This is a genomic window from Pseudomonas sp. F2, from assembly GCF_057174385.1.
This window is the reverse complement of the sequence record NZ_CM169904.1, coordinates 4,677,627-4,693,738: the sequence shown is the minus strand read 5'-3', so window position 1 is coordinate 4,693,738 and position 16,112 is coordinate 4,677,627. Positions and strand designations below refer to the sequence as shown.

The following is a 16,112-nucleotide window of genomic DNA, read 5'->3' as shown; positions in this document are numbered from 1 at the left end:
AAGTCCTACTGACTCAACTCCCGCACCTCGGCATGCGGCACCATTTTCAGAAACTCGGGCATGCTCATGTGCAGCAGGTAGTTGTGGTTGCCGGCTTCCAGATAGATGTCTTTCTGCCGGGTCAGCAGCGGGTCGATGACCATGTCCAGGCCGTAGGAATCACCCAGCGGCGGCACCGCGCCGCGTTCGCAGTCATCGAAGATGTGCGCCAGGTTGCTTTCCCGGGTGATCTGCCATTCGCCGCGGCTGCGCACTTTGCTCAAATCCAGGTGCCGGCTGGCCGGCAGCACGGCCATCAGGTAATGCCCGTGGTGGTCGTCGAGAATCACCGACTTGGCCACGCGCTCGGCGGGCACCCCGGAAACCCGTGCGGTTTCCAGACTGCTGGCGGAGTGGCGGTGGGCCACGACGTCATATTCGCAATGCGCCCGGTTCAGGCTGCTTTGCACTTTTTTTGCCATACGCATGCTGCACCTCGGTGTCACGCGGAACGTTGTGCCTGTTCTGCTGAGTCTAGTTCGGCGAGGCTCAGGCGAAGGGAAATCCGCTCACTGGACACATCTGCTCATTGAGCAGAATTCATTCAGCGCCAGGCTCAACTAGACTTAAGGAAACACCCCCTGACTCTCCCGGAGGGTCACGTGAACAGCCGATGTTGTCTGTTTTTTCTGATACTGCTGGCCAGCGGCCCGGCCCTCGCGGCTGACGTCCCGCTGACGGCGGTCAATCCGGTCGGCCTGTGGCTGATCACCCTCGGCATTGCCTTTCTGATTGCCGAAGCCGCGCTGCCCAACTACGGGGTCATCGGCCTTGGCGGGATCATCATGTTCGTCATCGGCGCGCTGATCCTGAGCAACGCCGAGGTGCCGGTACCGATGATCATCGGCCTCGGCCTGCTTAGCGCCCTGCTGCTGATCGCCTTGATCGTCCGCGCCTTGAAAACCCGCCCCCGCCATACTGTCAGCGGCGATGCCGGGCTGGTCGGCAGCGTGACGGCGGTGACCACCGTGCAAGCGCAAAACGCCCACAACGGCTGGGTGCATTTGCAGGGTGAACACTGGCAAGTGCACAGCGCCACACCCTTGCACACCGGGCAATCGGTGCGCGTGGTCGGGCGTAAGGGCTTGTTGCTGAAAGTCGCCGCGACTGACGCGGTGCGACACGGAGAGTGATCATGGGTCTGCAAATCGGTTTTGTTGCACTGCTGCTGTTGGTGATTGCACTCGCCGGCTCGACCTTCCGCATCCTGCGTGAGTACGAGCGCGGCGTGGTGTTCCAGCTCGGGCGCTTCTGGCAGGTCAAAGGGCCGGGGCTGATCCTGTTGATACCGGTGGTGCAGCAAATGGTCCGGGTCGACCTGCGCACCGTGGTGCTCGACGTACCGCCGCAGGATGTGATCACCCGCGACAACGTCTCGGTGAAGGTCAATGCGGTGCTGTACTTCCGCGTGCTTGACCCGCAGAAGGCGATCATTCAGGTCGAAGACTTTCTTTCGGCCACCAGCCAACTGGCGCAGACCACCCTGCGCGCGGTGCTCGGCAAACATGAACTGGATGAACTGCTGGCCGAACGCGAGCAACTGAATATCGATATCCAGCAGGTGCTCGACGCCCAGACCGACGCCTGGGGCATCAAAGTCGCCAACGTCGAGATCAAGCACGTCGACCTCAACGAATCGATGGTCCGTGCCATCGCCAAACAGGCCGAAGCCGAACGTGAACGCCGGGCCAAGGTGATCCACGCCGAAGGCGAACTGCAGGCCTCGGAAAAACTCATGCAGGCCGCCGAAATGCTCGGCCGTCAGCCCGGCGCCATGCAGTTGCGCTACATGCAGACCTTGAGTTCGATTGCCGGCGACAAGAGCTCGACGATTGTCTTTCCCCTGCCCATCGAATTGCTCAAGGGGATGGCGGATCTGTCGGGAAAAACCTGACAGCAAAAGATCGAAGCCTGCGGCAGCTCCTGCATCGGTTATGCGTACACCCTGTAGGAGCTGCCGAAGGCTGCGATCTTTCATGCATTGCGCAGCAATTCAAGATTCAGAAAGGCATCCTGGGCACATTGCCGAACCCGTTCGCGCAACCACGGCGAAGCCTCGCGACGCTTGTCTTCGCCATCGGCAACAAAGCGCTGGGACGGCTGCTTGGCATGCTGCATCGTCGCCGCCAACACCTGCTGCCGCTGCTCGACATTCAAACGAAAAAACTTCGCCAATCGTCCGGCCATGGCCTCGGGTAACTCGCTGTAGTTCACCAGCAGTCCATCACCCTCACGGCAGTGCAGATACGCCGACGCCAGCAAGCGTCCAAGCCGTCGTGCAATGAAGTCTTCACTGCCGGTAAACGGCAAACCATCGTCGAGCACACAATCACCAAGCATCCCCGGCACCATGTGCATCCCCGGACGACGCACGTGCGATACGGCGATTTCCAGCGGATCGCGATACACGAACAGCCACGGCGTGTCGGGAAAGCATGCCTGCAACAACGGCCATTCGCCGATGTTCCAGGCATCGAGCTTGATCACCAGTCGCTGCTCGATACCGCGTCGACGTTGACCGTAGGCCGAGAGCAGTCCACTGATCGCTGCCCGCCGCTCGGCTTCGGGCAGCTCACCGCGCAAAAGTGCATCAAGCGGCGGTGGCTCCGAGACTACGATGTGGTCATCGAGCCGCGCGAGCATCTGGCTGATCAATGTCGAACCGCAACGCGAGGCGTGCAGGATAAAGGCACTCGGGGCCAACCCCGGGCTTTGCGCTTGCCACTCGGTCAGCACCGATAGCGGCGTCTGCCGGCGAAAAGCCTGATTGAACGGCAACCGCAGCGCTTCTTCGACGGCGTCACGAAAAAAAGGCTGATGCAGTGGTGTGTCAGCAAACCAGCACCAGTCCACTTGCCATTGCTCCGCCAGCGGCCAGATCCGGATCGGCAGCCAGCCGTCGAAGTTCAGCCTTTCCATTGTTCGTTCCATTGCCGACGACCGTTGCGCATCGCGGCGCGCAGTTCTTCGCGGGAGAATCGCAAGCCGTGTTCGGCGGCCAGCTCCAGAGTGCGCTCGATGAATATTTCGGGGTCCGTCATGTGCTGCAGAGTCGCCGCTAACGCTGCATCACCTGCAACCAGTCGCTGGAATCGCTGTAACGCCGAATCGGCCGATTGCGGTGCAGGGGTGTCGCGCAAACCTTCGGCGATCTTCTGCGTGAGCCAGGCCCCGGGCCGGCAGTCGAGCACCAGATGAATCCGCGCGCAGGTATCGAAGTTATCCACCCGATGCACACGAGCAAGATCGAGAAACCAGCACTCCCCCGCCGACATCGGTACACGTTGACCCTCGAGCCAGAAGTCCACGGCGGGCGGGCTGAGCAGTGGAATGTGCAGGCGCAGATCGGCTTCCGGGCCTTCCAGATCGTAATCACGGTGCTCATGAATCCGCCCGCCCGGCCCCAGTCGCAGCAGGCGTGCGCTGACGATATCCAGCGCCAGCTCACGTAGCCCCAACCGCCAGCGTTCATCGCGCAGCCAGGGCGTGCGCTGCAGCGTTTCACCGCGTCCGGGCGATAACTCGGTCAGGGCATCGGCGGCCGAAATCAGTGCCACGCCGCTCCAGTCGCCCGTGAAGTAATCGGTGTTGAAGTGTCCGCGCCAAGCCTCTTCGGCAATCGCCTGCAGCGCCTGCAACAGCAGCGGCAAGTCCACCGCCACCGGCAGACGTGAACAGACCGGGCGGCTCATGCCTTGGGCAACACCGCGCATTCGCCAAGCCAGGTCAGCAGCCGGTCCAGACAGGCATCCACGGTCTGCACGCCGGTGTCGAGCACCAGCGAGGCCTGCGCGGGCGGCTCGTACGGTGCCGAAACCCCGGTGAAACCGGCCATCTCGCCACGCCGTGCGCGGGCGTAATGCCCCTTCGGATCACGCTGTTCGCACACCGTCAGCGATGCGCTGCACCAGACCTCCCGATAGTCCGCAACCAAACGCTGGGCGAACACCTCTCGCAGTTCCAGCAACGGCGCGATCATCGCCAGAATCACGATCTGCCCGTTTTCCACCAGCAGCGCTGCCAGCTCGCTGGCACGGCGGATGTTCTCCAGGCGATCGGCGTCGCCAAACCCCAGATCGCGGTTGAGCCCGACCCGCAAGCCGTCGCCATCGAGCACCACGCTCTGCACTCCACGGGCAAACAACTCGGCGTGCAGCGCTTGGGCCAGCGTCGATTTGCCCGCCGCCGGCAGACCGGTGAGCAAAATCGCCGCACCGCGATGGCCGTTGCGGGCCTCGCGCTGCCTGCGGCTAATGCTGGCGACGGGCGCCTGCAGATTATTTGGCAGCAGCATGCGCCACCACTGGCACCGAAATATCCCCCGACGCCCACGCCGATTCTCGGTTAGCCAACGCCGTGGCGATCGACTGCACTTCGGTGGACTGCACCTGATCCGGCAGCGGATCGAGGCCGGCGCTGGCGAAGATCTGCCCATAGGCATTGCGCAGATCGGCATACGACAGATCGCGGCGCAGATCCGCTTGCAGGTTGTTCAGTTCGCCCTGAATCAACTCCAGCTCGCCAATGCCGGCGGCCTGGTGCCGATTGCGCAACTGACCGACGATCTGCCCGTCGATGTCCGACAGTTGCTGGTTGGTCTTGAACTGACGCAGCGCCTCTTGATAGTTGGCATTGGCCACATACAGCTGCGCCAGCACCGCGATCGACATCGCCTGACGGCGTGCGGTGGCGACTTCTTCGCCGGCCTTGGCCACATCGATGGCTGCCGGGGCAGAGATCACATTGAACAGGTTCCAGGTGACTTTCACCCCATAGTCGGCCCAGCGATCGTTCACCAGAAACGAGTTGCTGTCGTAGTGTCCGCCGACGGAAAACTCCAGGCCCGGCAACATGCGCAACATCGCCTTGCGGGTTTCAGCAGCACTGATCCGGGTCTGGTAATCCTGCTCGCGCAGTTCCGGACGGCTGGTCAGGGCTTCCTGCTCCAGCCTGGAAATATCGACCTTGAGTTCCGGGATCTGATAACCGTCGTCAGTGGCCAGCGTCAGGTTGGTGCCCAGCGGCAGATTGATCAGGGTCGCCAGTTCGGTTTTCGCCAGCGACAACGCCCGGCGTTGCTCTTCCAGTTGCCGGGTCGCTTCGATCAACGAACGCTGGTAACCGAGGGACTGCACCGGATCACCGATGCGCTGCTCGCTCATGCTTTCGCTGTTGCGCCGGGCGGTGTCGACCCGGGCCATCAGGCTGTCGATCTGTTTGAGCAGACGTTCGGCCGCCATCGCCCGCCAATAGGCCGAGCGCACGTCCTGAACGATGGTGTTGATCACTTTGCGCCGGCGTTCCTGAACGATCAGGCGCTGGTCGCCCTGTTGCTTGGCGTTGATGTAGCTGACGCCGAAATCGAGGACGTTCCAGACCATGGTCAGGTCGGCGACGTTGCGGTCGCGGTCCTGGGAGGTCGACGGTTCCAGGGACTGGGTGCCGGTGCGTACGCTCTGGCTGCTGGAGGCGCTGACATTGTTGCGTCCGACGTAACCGGCATCCAGCGCCATGCGTGGCAGCATGTCGAAGCTGGCGAGGTCGAGCTGCCGCTTGGCCAGCGCTTCCTCCATGATTTTCAAGCGCCCTTCGAGGTTGTATTTCACCGCGCGGGCCATGGCCTGGTGCAGGGTCAGCGGACCGCTCAGCGGTTCCTGACCCTTGTACATGCTTTGCAGGTCGGCTTTGGCCCGTTGTTCGCTGACACTGCGTTCGATCGGTTCACTGGTGACTGCACATCCGCTGATTGCCAGCGCCAGCAGGCTGGCGCCGAACAATTTTTGACTTTTCTTCATCCCTGCATCGCCCCTGGGTGCTGCGCATATTGAGTTGTTGTGTGTGTTATCAGGCCTGCATTTCGCTGATACCGACCTGTTGCAGAGCCGCCGCCAGGTTGTCGACCCGGTGCTGCTCGCTGTCTTTGATCTGTTGCAGTTGCTGGCCCAGGGTCGGCGCGCCGAACACACCGCGCAGACCCTGGGAAATATCGCCGCCCGTGATCGAATGACGGTCGAAGGCATTCAGCGAATCGCGCTCTGCGGCGCTGTCCTGATGGAACAGGCTCGACAGCGTACTGCTGCCGAACACCCCGCCATCGCCACCGCCAAACCCGAGGAAGCCATGGCCGGAACCATCGCCGCCGCTGTCGCTGCTGGTGAAAACCTGGGCGATGAAGCTCGGGCTCAGGGCGCCGTGGTTGATGAAAATGTCACCCAGCGGACGGATGCCGTTGCCGATCACCCGTTGTTCGAACAACGGCGCGAAGGTCAGCGGTGAGCCGAGGTCGCCGGTGGGCGGTGTGAAGATGAGCGGTTGCAGCGGGACGTTCGGCGCCGGTGGTGGCACGACGGGGTCGCTGCTGCGGAACTCCGGATCCGGCGGCACCACCACCAACGGCGAGGTCGGTGTCACCGGCGGTACGACCACCGGCACCGTATTGATCACGTAGTTCCCGGACTGACTGATCCCGCTGCCGCTGTTGCCCGACTGGTCACTGACCCCGGCCGTGTTGATGCTGATTGCATTGCTGGCGCTGTTGACGTTGGCGGTCGGCGTCAAGGTCGCCGTCCAGGTCTTGCCACCGTCGCTGCTGCTCAGGTTGGACAGGGTGCCATTGGCCACGCTGAGGTCCGCCAGATCGAAACCGCTGACCGCTTCGTTGAAGGTGATGATCACCTGCGAAGTCTGGCCGACACCCAGATTCGGGTTGGCAACCACGACCGTGGCGGTCGGGCGCTCGCTGTCGAGGGCGTAGTTGTTCGACACCGCCACGGTGCTGCCGGCGTTGCCCGCCAGGTCGGTGACGTTGCTGGTGTCCAGCGCGATGAAGTTGCTCGGGTCGGTCACGTTCGCGGTCGGGGTGAAGGTCGCGGTCCAGGTCTTGCCGCCATCGCTGCTGCTCAGGTAGCTCAGGTCGCCATTGGTCACGCTCAGGTCGGACAGGTCGAAATTGCTCACCGCCTCGCTGAAGGTGAAGGTCACCGTGGTGGTCTGGCCGATGCCCAGATGCGGATTGGCAACCACAATGTCCACCGTCGGCCGGGTTGCATCGAGGATGTAGTTGTTGGAGATGGCGATGCTCGCGCCGAGGTTGCCGGCCAGATCCTGGACGCCGGCGGTGTCGATCAGGATCAGGTTGGTCGGGTCGTTGACGTTAGCCGTTGGCGTGAAGGTCGCGGTCCAGGTCACACCGCCGTCGCTGCTGGTCAGGTTCGACAGCGCACCGTTGGCGACGCTGATATCCCCCAGATCGAACCCGATCACCGCTTCGCTGAACGTGATGGTCACGGTGGTGGTTTCACCAATGCCCAGGCGATTGTCGGCGACCACGATGGTGGCGGTCGGCAGCGCGGTGTCGATGGCGAAGTTGTTGGAGTCGGTGATGCCGATACCGCTATTGCCTGAGACGTTGGTCACTCCGGCATTGCTCAGGCTGATCAGGTTGGTCGCGTCAGTGACATTGGCGGTCGGGGTGAAGGTCGCCGTCCAGGTGACACCGCCGTCGCTGCTGCTGACATTGCTCAGCGTGCCGTTGGCGATGGTCAGGTCGCTGTTGTCGAAACCGCTGACCGCTTCGCTGAAGGTGATGGTCACCAGCGAAGTTTCCCCGGCCTTGAGCGAAGTGTCGGCAACCACGATGGTGGCAGTCGGCACCTGAGTCTGCACCTGATAGTTGGCGGAGCTGGTGGTGCCGGTGCCGGTGTTGCCGGCCAGGTCGGTAATACCGGTGTTGTTCAGGACAATCAGGTTGGTGAGATCGGTGACACCAATGTTCGGCGTGAACGTGGCCGTCCAGGTGATGCCGCCGTCGCTCGACGCGACATTGCTCAAGGTGCCGTTGGCGACGCTCAGGTCGGCATTGTCGAATCCGGTCACGGCCTCGCTGAAGGTGATGGTCACCAACGCGGTTTCACCGGGACGCAGGTCGCTGTCGGCCATGACAATGGTCGCCGTCGGACGCTGACTGTCGACCGCATAGTTGTTGGAATCGGTGGTGCCGCTGCCGGCGTTGCCCGCGAGGTCGGCGATGCCGGTATTGTCCAGCGTGATCAGGTTGGTGGTGTCGGTGATGCCTGCCGCCGGAGTAAAAGTAGCCGTCCAGGTGATACCGCCATCGCTGCTGCTCACCGCGCTCAGCGTACCGTTAGCGATGGTCAGGTCGGCGTTGGTGAAACCAGTGACCGCTTCGCTGAAGGTGATGGTCACCAGACTGGTCTGGCCGACGCCGAGCGCGGTGTCGGCGACCACGACAGTGGCGGTCGGGCGCTGAGTGTCGATCGAGTAATTGTTGGAATCGGTGGTGCCGCTGCCGGCATTGCCCGACAGGTTTTGAACACCGGAATTGTCCAGCGTAATCAGGTTGGTGGCGTCGGTGATGTTGGTGGTCGGTGTGAACGTTGCCGTCCAGGTAATGCCGCCGTCGCTGCTGCTCACCGCGCTGAGCGTGCCGTTGGCGATGGTCAGGTCGGCATTGGTGAAACCGGTCACCGCTTCGCTGAAGGTGATGGTTACCAGCGAGGTTTCGCCGATTTTCAGCGAGTTGTCGGCAACGATGACGGTCGCGGTCGGCAGCACGGTGTCGATGGTGTAGTTGTTGGAGTTGGTGGTGCCGCTGCCGGCGTTGCCCGCCACGTCGGCGATGCCGGTGTTGGCCAGTGTGATCAGGTTGGTCGCGTCGTTGACGCCCACGTTCGGGGTGAACGTCGCGGTCCAGGTGATGCCGCCGTCGCTGCTGCTCACCGCCGTCAACGTACCGTTGGCGATGGTCAGGTCGGCGTTGGTGAAACCGCTCACCGCTTCGCTGAACGTGATGGTCACCAGCGAGGTTTCGCCGGCCGTAAGGTTGCTGTCGGCGACCACAATGATCGCGGTCGGGCGCTGGGTGTCGATGGCGTAGTTGTTGGAGTCGGTGGTGCCGCTGCCAGCGTTGCCCGCCAGGTCGGCGATACCGGTGTTGTCCAGGGTAATCAGGTTGGTGGTGTCGGTGACGCTGGCACTCGGCGTGAACGTCGCGGTCCAGGTGATGCCGCCGTCGCTGCTGCTCACCGCACTCAGCGTACCGTTGGCGATGGTCAGGTCGGCGTTGGTGAAACCGGTCACCGCTTCGCTGAAAGTGATGGTCACCAGCGAGGTTTCACCGATCCGCAGGTTGTTGTCGGCCACCACGATGGTCGCGGTCGGGCGCACGGTATCGATGGCGTAGTTGTTGGAGTCGGTGGTCCCGCTGCCGGCGTTGCCGTTCAGATCCGCGATGCCGGTGTTGTTCAGGGTGATCAGGTTGGTCGCGTCGGTGATGCTGGCGGTCGGCGTGAAGGTCGCCGTCCAGGTAATGCCGCCGTCGCTGCTGCTGACCGCCGTCAAGGTGCCGTTGGCAATCGTCAGGTCGGCGTTGGTGAAACCGGTGACCGCTTCGCTGAAGGTGATGGTCACCAGCGAGGTTTCACCGATCCGCAGGTTGTTGTCGGCCACCACAACGGTCGCGGTCGGCCGCGCAGTGTCGATGGCGTAGTTGTTGGAATTGGTGGTGCCAGTGCCGGCATTGCCAGCCAGATCGACGACCCCGGTGTTATCCAGGGTGATCAGGTTAGTGGTGTCGGTGATGTTGCTGGTCGGGGTGAGCGTGGCGGTCCAGGTGATGCCGCCGTCACTGCTGCTCAGGCCGCTCAGGGTGCCGTTGGCTACGGTAAGGTCGGCGGAGGTGAAGCCGCTGACCGCTTCGCTGAAGGTGATGGTCACCAGCGAGGTTTCACCGGCCGCCAAATTGGTGTCGGCCACCACAATGGTCGCGGTCGGGCGCAGGGTATCGATCACGTAGTTGGCCGAATCCGTCGTGCCGCTGCCGGCGTTGCCAGCGAGGTCGGCGATACCGGTGTTGTCCAGGGTGATCAGGTTGGTGGTGTCGGTGATGCTGGCGGTCGGAGTGAAGGTCCCGGTCCAGGTGATACCGCCGTCACTGCTGCTCACCGCGCTCAGCGTGCCGTTGGCGATGGTCAGGTCGGCGTTGGTGAAGCCGGTCACGGCTTCACTGAAGGTGAAAGTCACCAGCGAGGTATCGCCGATCTTCAACGCCGTATCGGACATCACGATGGTCACGGTCGGGCGCGCGGTATCAATCGCGTAGTTGACGGAGCTGGTGGTGCCGACGCCCGCCACGCCGTCGCTGATCGCAGTTACCCCGGTGTTGTCGAGGGTGATCAGGTTGGTGGCGTCGGTGATGTTATTGGTCGGAGTGAACGTCGCGGTCCAGGTCAGGCCGCCGTCGCTGCTGCTCACCGCTGTCAGCGTGCCGTTGGCAATGGTCAGGTCGGCGTTGGTGAAACCGCTCACCGCCCGGCTGAAGGTAATGGTCACCAGCGAGGTTTCGCCGATTTTCAACGCCGTGTCGGCCATCATGATGGTCGCGGTCGGTGGCTCAACATAAGCAGTGTTGAGCGTACCGCCGTTGTTGAAGATCGCCGCGACTGCAGTCGGCGAAGTACCGTTTGTGCCGCCGCCCGATGCCGTACCACCGACACCGCTGCCGGCGGCGTTACCGCTGATGGCGGCAAAGTTGGCGGCGGTGATCAGCACCGTGCCGCCCTGGTTCCAGATGGCGCCGACACCACGCCCGGCAATGCCACCGTTGGAAGCGTTGCTGCCGAGCCCGCCACCACCGCCGCCACCGCCCCCGGCACCGATGTTGTTGCTGATGACCGACGTCCCGACGATTTTAAGAGTCCCGGTCGAGGCGTTGTAAATACCGCCAGCAGCATTGCCGCCTGCGCCGCCGACCTTGTCCCAACCGGCCCCGCCACCGCCACCGCCGATGGAAATCGTGCCGTTGTTGGCCGTGCCGCCATTGCCACCGTTGCTGTAGTAGGAAACGCCCAACCCGCCGGCACCACCGGTGCTGCTGCCACCGCGACCGCCCATGTGCGTCGCGTCGTAGCCACCGCCGTAACCGCCGACGCCGCCGCTGCCGGCCTGCCCGCCGAGGGTGCCGGTGCCCGGCCCGGCCGTGCCGCCATGGCCTCCGCCTTGACCGCCAAGCCCGCCGCCACCGCCGCCGCCACCGCCGTAGTACGCACCGGTGACCCCACCGCCACCGCCACCACCGGCCGCCGCGTTGCTGGTCACCGTGACATTGTTCAACGTGAGGATGCCGGCGTTGAAAATGCCGCCGCCCATGGCGCCGGTCGCCCCGTAGCCGCCATTGCCGCCGTTACCCGAAACCAGTCCGCGAGTAATGACCAGACCATCGAGTGTCACCGTACTGCTAGAGGTGATTTCCACCACCCGCGTCCGGTACTGACCGTCGAGAATCACGTCGGCCGCGCCGTCGTTGTTCAGGTCGCCATCAACGGTGATGTTCTTGTTGATCAGCAATTCCGAGGTGAGCTGCACCGTCATGCCGGAGCTGAAGGTCACGATGTCGCCGTTCTGCGCCGAGGCAATGGCCGCACGCAGCGAGCCGACCCCGGTGTTCGCGTTGTTGGTGGCGGTCCACGTGGCGAGGCCCCACTGATACTCACTCATCGACAGGGTCGACAGCACGTTGGCGCTCTCGATCTTGCCCGTGGCGATTTCCAGATCCCAGTCGCCGCCCACGCCGGTGCGGTTGTTCGAGGCGGCTACATCGCGGCCGGTGAATTGTGCCAGCGAGTCGACGAAGCTCAGGCCGCGGTCGCCCTCGGCGGTGTAGCAGCCGTAAATGAGGATGTCGCCGCCAACGTTCATGTCCTTGCCGATTTCTGCCAGCAGCGCACTGCGCTGCGCGACGTTGTCCGCCGACAGATAGCTGTTGCCGAGCCACAGGTCACCGGCGTTGCCATGAGCGATGATCTGTACCGAGCTGACACCCGAATGCTGGTCGAGATAATCGGCGATCTGCTGCAAACCGTCTTTGCTTGCATCGAGCTTGACCACTTGCGCGCCGGGAGCGACGCCTTTGAGCAGGCTGTCGGCATCCTTGACCCGGGCATCGACGAACACCACGCTCTGGCCCGGTACCGCAACAGGGCTGGCAGCCGGCGTGGCATCGGCCTGGCCGTGGGTGTCTTTGCTGACCGACGGGTGATCGGCCGTCGGCGCCTTGGCCGCATCGGCTGCAGGATGGCTGTCGGCCTGGGCGGCGGCGTCAGCGACCGTGGCCGCGACGGCGCCGTCGAACAGCATGCGCGGTTCCAGTGACATGATCAGCGGCGCAGCCGGCGTCCGTTGGCCCTCGGTTACCCGCGACTTTTGCTTGCTCCACCACATGTTGCTCACCCGGACTCGAACAGTTGTAAACGCATCAATGAAAAACGCCGCGATCAACTGATCGCGGCGTCGGACTTCATACGAATCACATTGGCAGCACTGGCTGAGCCATCGAGCCAAAAGGACAGATCGGCGTATTGCTTGAACAGGTCCGGCGGCAGAATCGTGCGCCGGGACTGCAGGGCAACCTTGGGTTTGACCTTGTGCAAGCCGGCCACACCCAGCGCCTGGTCGAACGCCGGCGCGTCATAGGCCAGGTGTTCGAAATCGTGCTCGAACCAGGGCTCGCCAATGAAGTCGTAGACCAGCCGCAGCACGCGCTCCGGGGCCTGGGTCAACAAGTCGTAATCGACGATCAGCAGCGAATCGGCGTGCTCGCCGTAATAGGCTTCCTTGAGTGCCGCCCAGGCAAAACCGACCAGACGATTGCGCTGGGCCAGGGTTTCGCAGCGGCTGTAGACGGTGTTGCGCTCGACAGCATCGCCGAACAGCTTGGTGTTTTCATAAGGGTTGGCGCGGTACAACCGTTCCAGGCTGTCCATCACCCAGGCGACGTTGCGCACGCAGGCAATGACTTTGGCTTTGGGGAACAGATCGCTGATGGCCGGCAGGCGCGAACTCCACTGCCGGTTGGTGTCGAACACCACCGGTTTGTCAGCCTTGTCGGCGTAGTAGGCATCGAACAGTCCGCGCAGCAGGCGCCGGCGCATGTCGGTGTCGATCACCGCGCCGAATTCGCTGCCGGCGCTGCATTGTTCAAGGACACCGGAAAACAGCGCGCCGACCGGGCTGGTCATGCCGGCATGAAAGCGCGGGTTCTGCAGAAGAATCGCAGAAAGCAGGGTGGAACCTGAGCGCGGCAAGCCGGAGATAAAGTGGAACTGCTGCAATCCCTTCACCCTACTTTGTAAGTCCTTTTGTCCGACGAGCGTAGTCCAACAATACCCTTTCGACTAGTAGTGTTTTGATATCAAAATAGAGCAAAACGGACTATGAAAGCCCGTTTTAATCGCGAAAAAAATGGTGAAGCGTTTAAGTCATTTCTCCGTCGTCCCGTTATCAGTGGTCAACGAAAAAAGTCGCGCATTTGCGCCACCGGCATGGGTCTGATCACGCAGTTGCCAAGTCGTCGGCAAGGGTCGGAATGGGTCAGGCACGTCCACGTCCAGATCGCCGATCAACCAGACCCGGGCACTGCCCTTGGGCAGGTCATCGAGTCGGTCCAGGTAGACCTCCTCGGACACCAGGGTGCCGAAACCGTAGTGATTCGGACGCGTCGAACGGCCATCGGCAGCGGGCGGGGTATACAGCCGCACCTGAGCGTCAGTGCGGTTGTAGTAGACGTAACTGAGGTACCAGAGCATGTCGCTGGTGACGATCCGGTCACCGCTGACGAAATGCCGGTTGATGTAATCGACCATGACGTTGAACTGATCGTGCGGGTCGACCGTGGCGTTGGTGTTCACACCCACCAACTCAACCCCGACCCATGCCACCAGGATCGTCACTGCCAGCACACGAGTGCGGCGGTACAACCGGTCAATGGCCAGCGCCGCCAGCATCGGCAACCCCAGCGCATAGGCTGTCAGGTAACGTTCGATGAACACCGGGCTGATGAAGGACACCGCGAACACCAGCAACAACGGCATACCGGTGTAAAGCGCCAGCAAGACGCTGCCATGGTTCACGCTGCGGTCGCGGGCCACGGCCACGCCCGCCAGCGCCAGCAGGGCCAGCGGTACGCCGCAGAACAGCAGCAACGGGAGATGCTCGCCGTCGTCCTGGATCAACCAGAGCCAGATCATCGACGGCAGCGAGGACAGGGTCACCGGATCTTCCCAACCCACATCGCCACCGACCTTGAGTTCTTCCATGTGTTGCGTCAGATCAAGCAGGTTCGGCAACCACGGCAGGTAGAGCACGACGATGGCCAGATTGGCCAGCCACCAGTCCTTGCGCTGGATATGCCGCAGGCGATAACCCGGCAGCAGGCGAATCAGCCCCAGATACAGCCAATGGCTCAGCGCGGCCAGCACTGCAAAGTAGTGGGTGTACAACGCGGCGCTCATCAGCAATGCATAGATCAGCAGATACCGGCGGCGCTGCGGGCGCCTGACCCAGCAGATCAGCGCCAGTGTGGTAGCGATCAGGAGCAGGCCGAGCAGCGAGTACATGCGCACTTCCTGGCTGTAGCGCACCGCCGTCGGCAGCAACGCCAGCAGCACCCCGGCGATGATCGCGGCGCGGCGGGTGGCCAGGCGATCGACCAGGCAGACACCCAGCCCGACCGTGGCGATGCCGGCCACAGCGCTGAGGCTGCGAATCGACAGGATGCCTTCACCGAATAACCCGATCCAGCCGTGCAGCAGCATGAAATACAACGGCGGATGCACGTCGAACGCCGCGTGTTCCCAGATACCACTGAGCGAATAGTTCGCCAGCAGCAGGCTTGAGCCTTCGTCGCCCCAGATCGCGGCAGCGGTCAGGTCATAAAAACGCACCACCGTCGCCAGCAACAGAATCGGTATCAGCCACTGCTGGCGAGCCCAGCGCCATAGACGCCGGACACCGGCGTTCGGTGCGGCAAACGGGTCCTGGGTATCCCCCAGCGGAGTCTCGCGACGCGCTTCCATCAACCTTCCCTTACAGATTTACCGAGTCACAACCAGCATCACTCATTGCGCACACTGTAGGCCAGAGGCGAAGTCGACGCGCGGCCATGACGACGTCCGGCAAGTCCGCTGATCCGGGTCTACGCTACGGCGTGGCGTGACCTGCCCGCGCAAATGCAAGGCGTCAGCACAGCCTGTGGACCTGCCCTGCAACCAGGCTACCGCGCGGCGCGCCGACCACATAACAGAAGGATGAGGAACCATGGAAGTCTTTATGGGTACGATTCAACCGTTCGCCTTCAACTTCGCCCCCAGTGGCTGGGCCTTGTGCAACGGACAAATCCTGGGCATCTCGCAATACCAGGCATTGTTCGCCTTGCTGGGCACCTTCTACGGCGGCAACGGCACGACCAATTTTCAGTTGCCCAACCTGCAAGGTCGGGTGCCCGTGGCACAGGGTACCGGACAGGGCCTGACGCCGCGTGTCATCGGTGAGGTGTATGGCACGGAAAACGTCACCGCCACGATCGCCAACATGCCCAACCACACCCACGCGATGACCGGCCTTTCCGCCAACACCGCCCTGCAACTGGCGGTGCCTGCAAGCAATCCGGCGACCGTGCCCACCGCGACCAATTCGTACATCGGCGCTTCCGGCGGCGGCCCTGGCTCGGCGAACATCTATTCCGATGCCCAAGGTGCCACACCGGTTCCCATCAAAGGCCTGACCACCACGGTCACCGGGGACATTTCCTCCACGGGCGGCAGTCAGCCGTTATCCATCGTCAACCCCTCTCTGGTCGTCAACTTCAGCGTTGCCCTGAACGGGATATTCCCTTCGCGCAACTGATCATGCGTCGGGGGCCTCACGGCCCCCGGCCGTTCTTTTTTCAACGGAGTCAGATCATGCTGCAAGCGGTTCAGATCCAACACGTCCAGCCGTTGCTCGGACAGCAAAGCACGCTGCACCTGCCAGATGGCACGGCATTGCCGATTCAGATCGAGCATCTTGATGAGGTTCCAGCGGCGAAAACCCGCTACAGCGAGCGCATGCCGTTCTGCCTCGAATTCAACAGCCTGGTGCCGACCGGGTTCGTCGACGGCCTCTGCGCACTGGAGCTGCCGGAACTCGGGCGAGTGGAAGATATTTTCGTGTCGCGAGTGCCGGCGATGGGGCGGGATCCGCAACTGGGTTACTTCTGCATGTCCTTCAACTGAAATCCC

The 16,112-nt window shown here is 62.8% G+C and carries 12 protein-coding genes; 4 read left to right on the top strand and 8 right to left on the bottom strand.

The features are described 5' to 3' along the window. Positions 1-5: 5 nt before the first annotated feature. Positions 6-467, bottom strand: coding sequence for an aminoacyl-tRNA deacylase (locus tag AC193Q_RS21130; RefSeq protein ID WP_121183014.1), 462 nt, complete (start codon positions 465-467; stop codon positions 6-8). 174 nt (positions 468-641) lie between these two features. Between AC193Q_RS21130 and AC193Q_RS21125 the strand changes: the two genes are divergently transcribed. Both AC193Q_RS21125 and AC193Q_RS21120 read left to right on the top strand, forming a co-directional pair. Beyond that, a complete protein-coding gene (locus tag AC193Q_RS21125) occupies positions 642-1,172 on the top strand; it encodes an NfeD family protein (RefSeq protein ID WP_121183012.1) in 531 nt (176 codons plus the stop codon). Between the two features lie 2 nt (positions 1,173-1,174). Beyond that, the gene (locus AC193Q_RS21120; RefSeq protein ID WP_041070974.1) at positions 1,175-1,933 is read left to right on the top strand and encodes a slipin family protein; all 759 of its coding nucleotides are present in this window, start codon (positions 1,175-1,177) and stop codon (positions 1,931-1,933) included. 80 nt (positions 1,934-2,013) lie between these two features. Here the strand turns inward: AC193Q_RS21120 and AC193Q_RS21115 are convergent, their stop codons facing one another. The 7 genes from AC193Q_RS21115 to AC193Q_RS21085 form a co-directional block, all read right to left on the bottom strand. Beyond that, on the bottom strand, positions 2,014-2,958 hold the full coding sequence (locus AC193Q_RS21115) for a sulfotransferase family protein (RefSeq protein ID WP_095667862.1): 945 nt from the start codon (positions 2,956-2,958) through the stop codon (positions 2,014-2,016). Further along, positions 2,946-3,731, bottom strand: a complete 786-nt coding sequence (locus AC193Q_RS21110; RefSeq protein ID WP_121187690.1) for an aspartyl/asparaginyl beta-hydroxylase domain-containing protein — start codon at positions 3,729-3,731, stop codon at positions 2,946-2,948. The genes AC193Q_RS21115 and AC193Q_RS21110 overlap by 13 nt, the downstream gene beginning before the upstream one ends. After that, entirely contained in the window at positions 3,728-4,333 is a 606-nt protein-coding gene (gene cysC / locus AC193Q_RS21105) for an adenylyl-sulfate kinase (RefSeq protein WP_095667863.1), read from the bottom strand. Before cysC ends, AC193Q_RS21110 begins: the two co-directional genes overlap by 4 nt. Then, the gene (locus AC193Q_RS21100) at positions 4,317-5,834 is read right to left on the bottom strand and encodes a TolC family protein (RefSeq protein WP_121183008.1); all 1,518 of its coding nucleotides are present in this window, start codon (positions 5,832-5,834) and stop codon (positions 4,317-4,319) included. Before AC193Q_RS21100 ends, cysC begins: the two co-directional genes overlap by 17 nt. A 49-nt stretch (positions 5,835-5,883) precedes the next feature. Next, positions 5,884-12,192, bottom strand: a complete 6,309-nt coding sequence (locus AC193Q_RS21095) for an Ig-like domain-containing protein (RefSeq protein WP_483879639.1) — start codon at positions 12,190-12,192, stop codon at positions 5,884-5,886. A gap of 137 nt (positions 12,193-12,329) precedes the next feature. Next, complete coding sequence (locus tag AC193Q_RS21090; protein ID WP_047290731.1) at positions 12,330-13,175, bottom strand: sulfotransferase family protein; 846 nt, start codon at positions 13,173-13,175, stop codon at positions 12,330-12,332. 138 nt (positions 13,176-13,313) lie between these two features. Beyond that, the gene (locus tag AC193Q_RS21085; RefSeq protein WP_047290730.1) at positions 13,314-14,909 is read right to left on the bottom strand and encodes a glycosyltransferase family 39 protein; all 1,596 of its coding nucleotides are present in this window, start codon (positions 14,907-14,909) and stop codon (positions 13,314-13,316) included. A gap of 241 nt (positions 14,910-15,150) precedes the next feature. Here AC193Q_RS21085 and AC193Q_RS21080 point away from each other — a divergent pair, with 241 nt between their 5' ends. Together AC193Q_RS21080 and AC193Q_RS21075 are read left to right on the top strand one after the other, a co-directional pair. Continuing rightward, positions 15,151-15,738, top strand: a complete 588-nt coding sequence (locus tag AC193Q_RS21080) for a phage tail protein (protein WP_047290729.1) — start codon at positions 15,151-15,153, stop codon at positions 15,736-15,738. 56 nt (positions 15,739-15,794) lie between these two features. Further along, positions 15,795-16,106: a DUF6916 family protein gene (locus tag AC193Q_RS21075; protein WP_047290728.1), complete on the top strand. Its 312-nt coding sequence runs from the start codon at positions 15,795-15,797 to the stop codon at positions 16,104-16,106. Positions 16,107-16,112 lie beyond the last annotated feature (6 nt).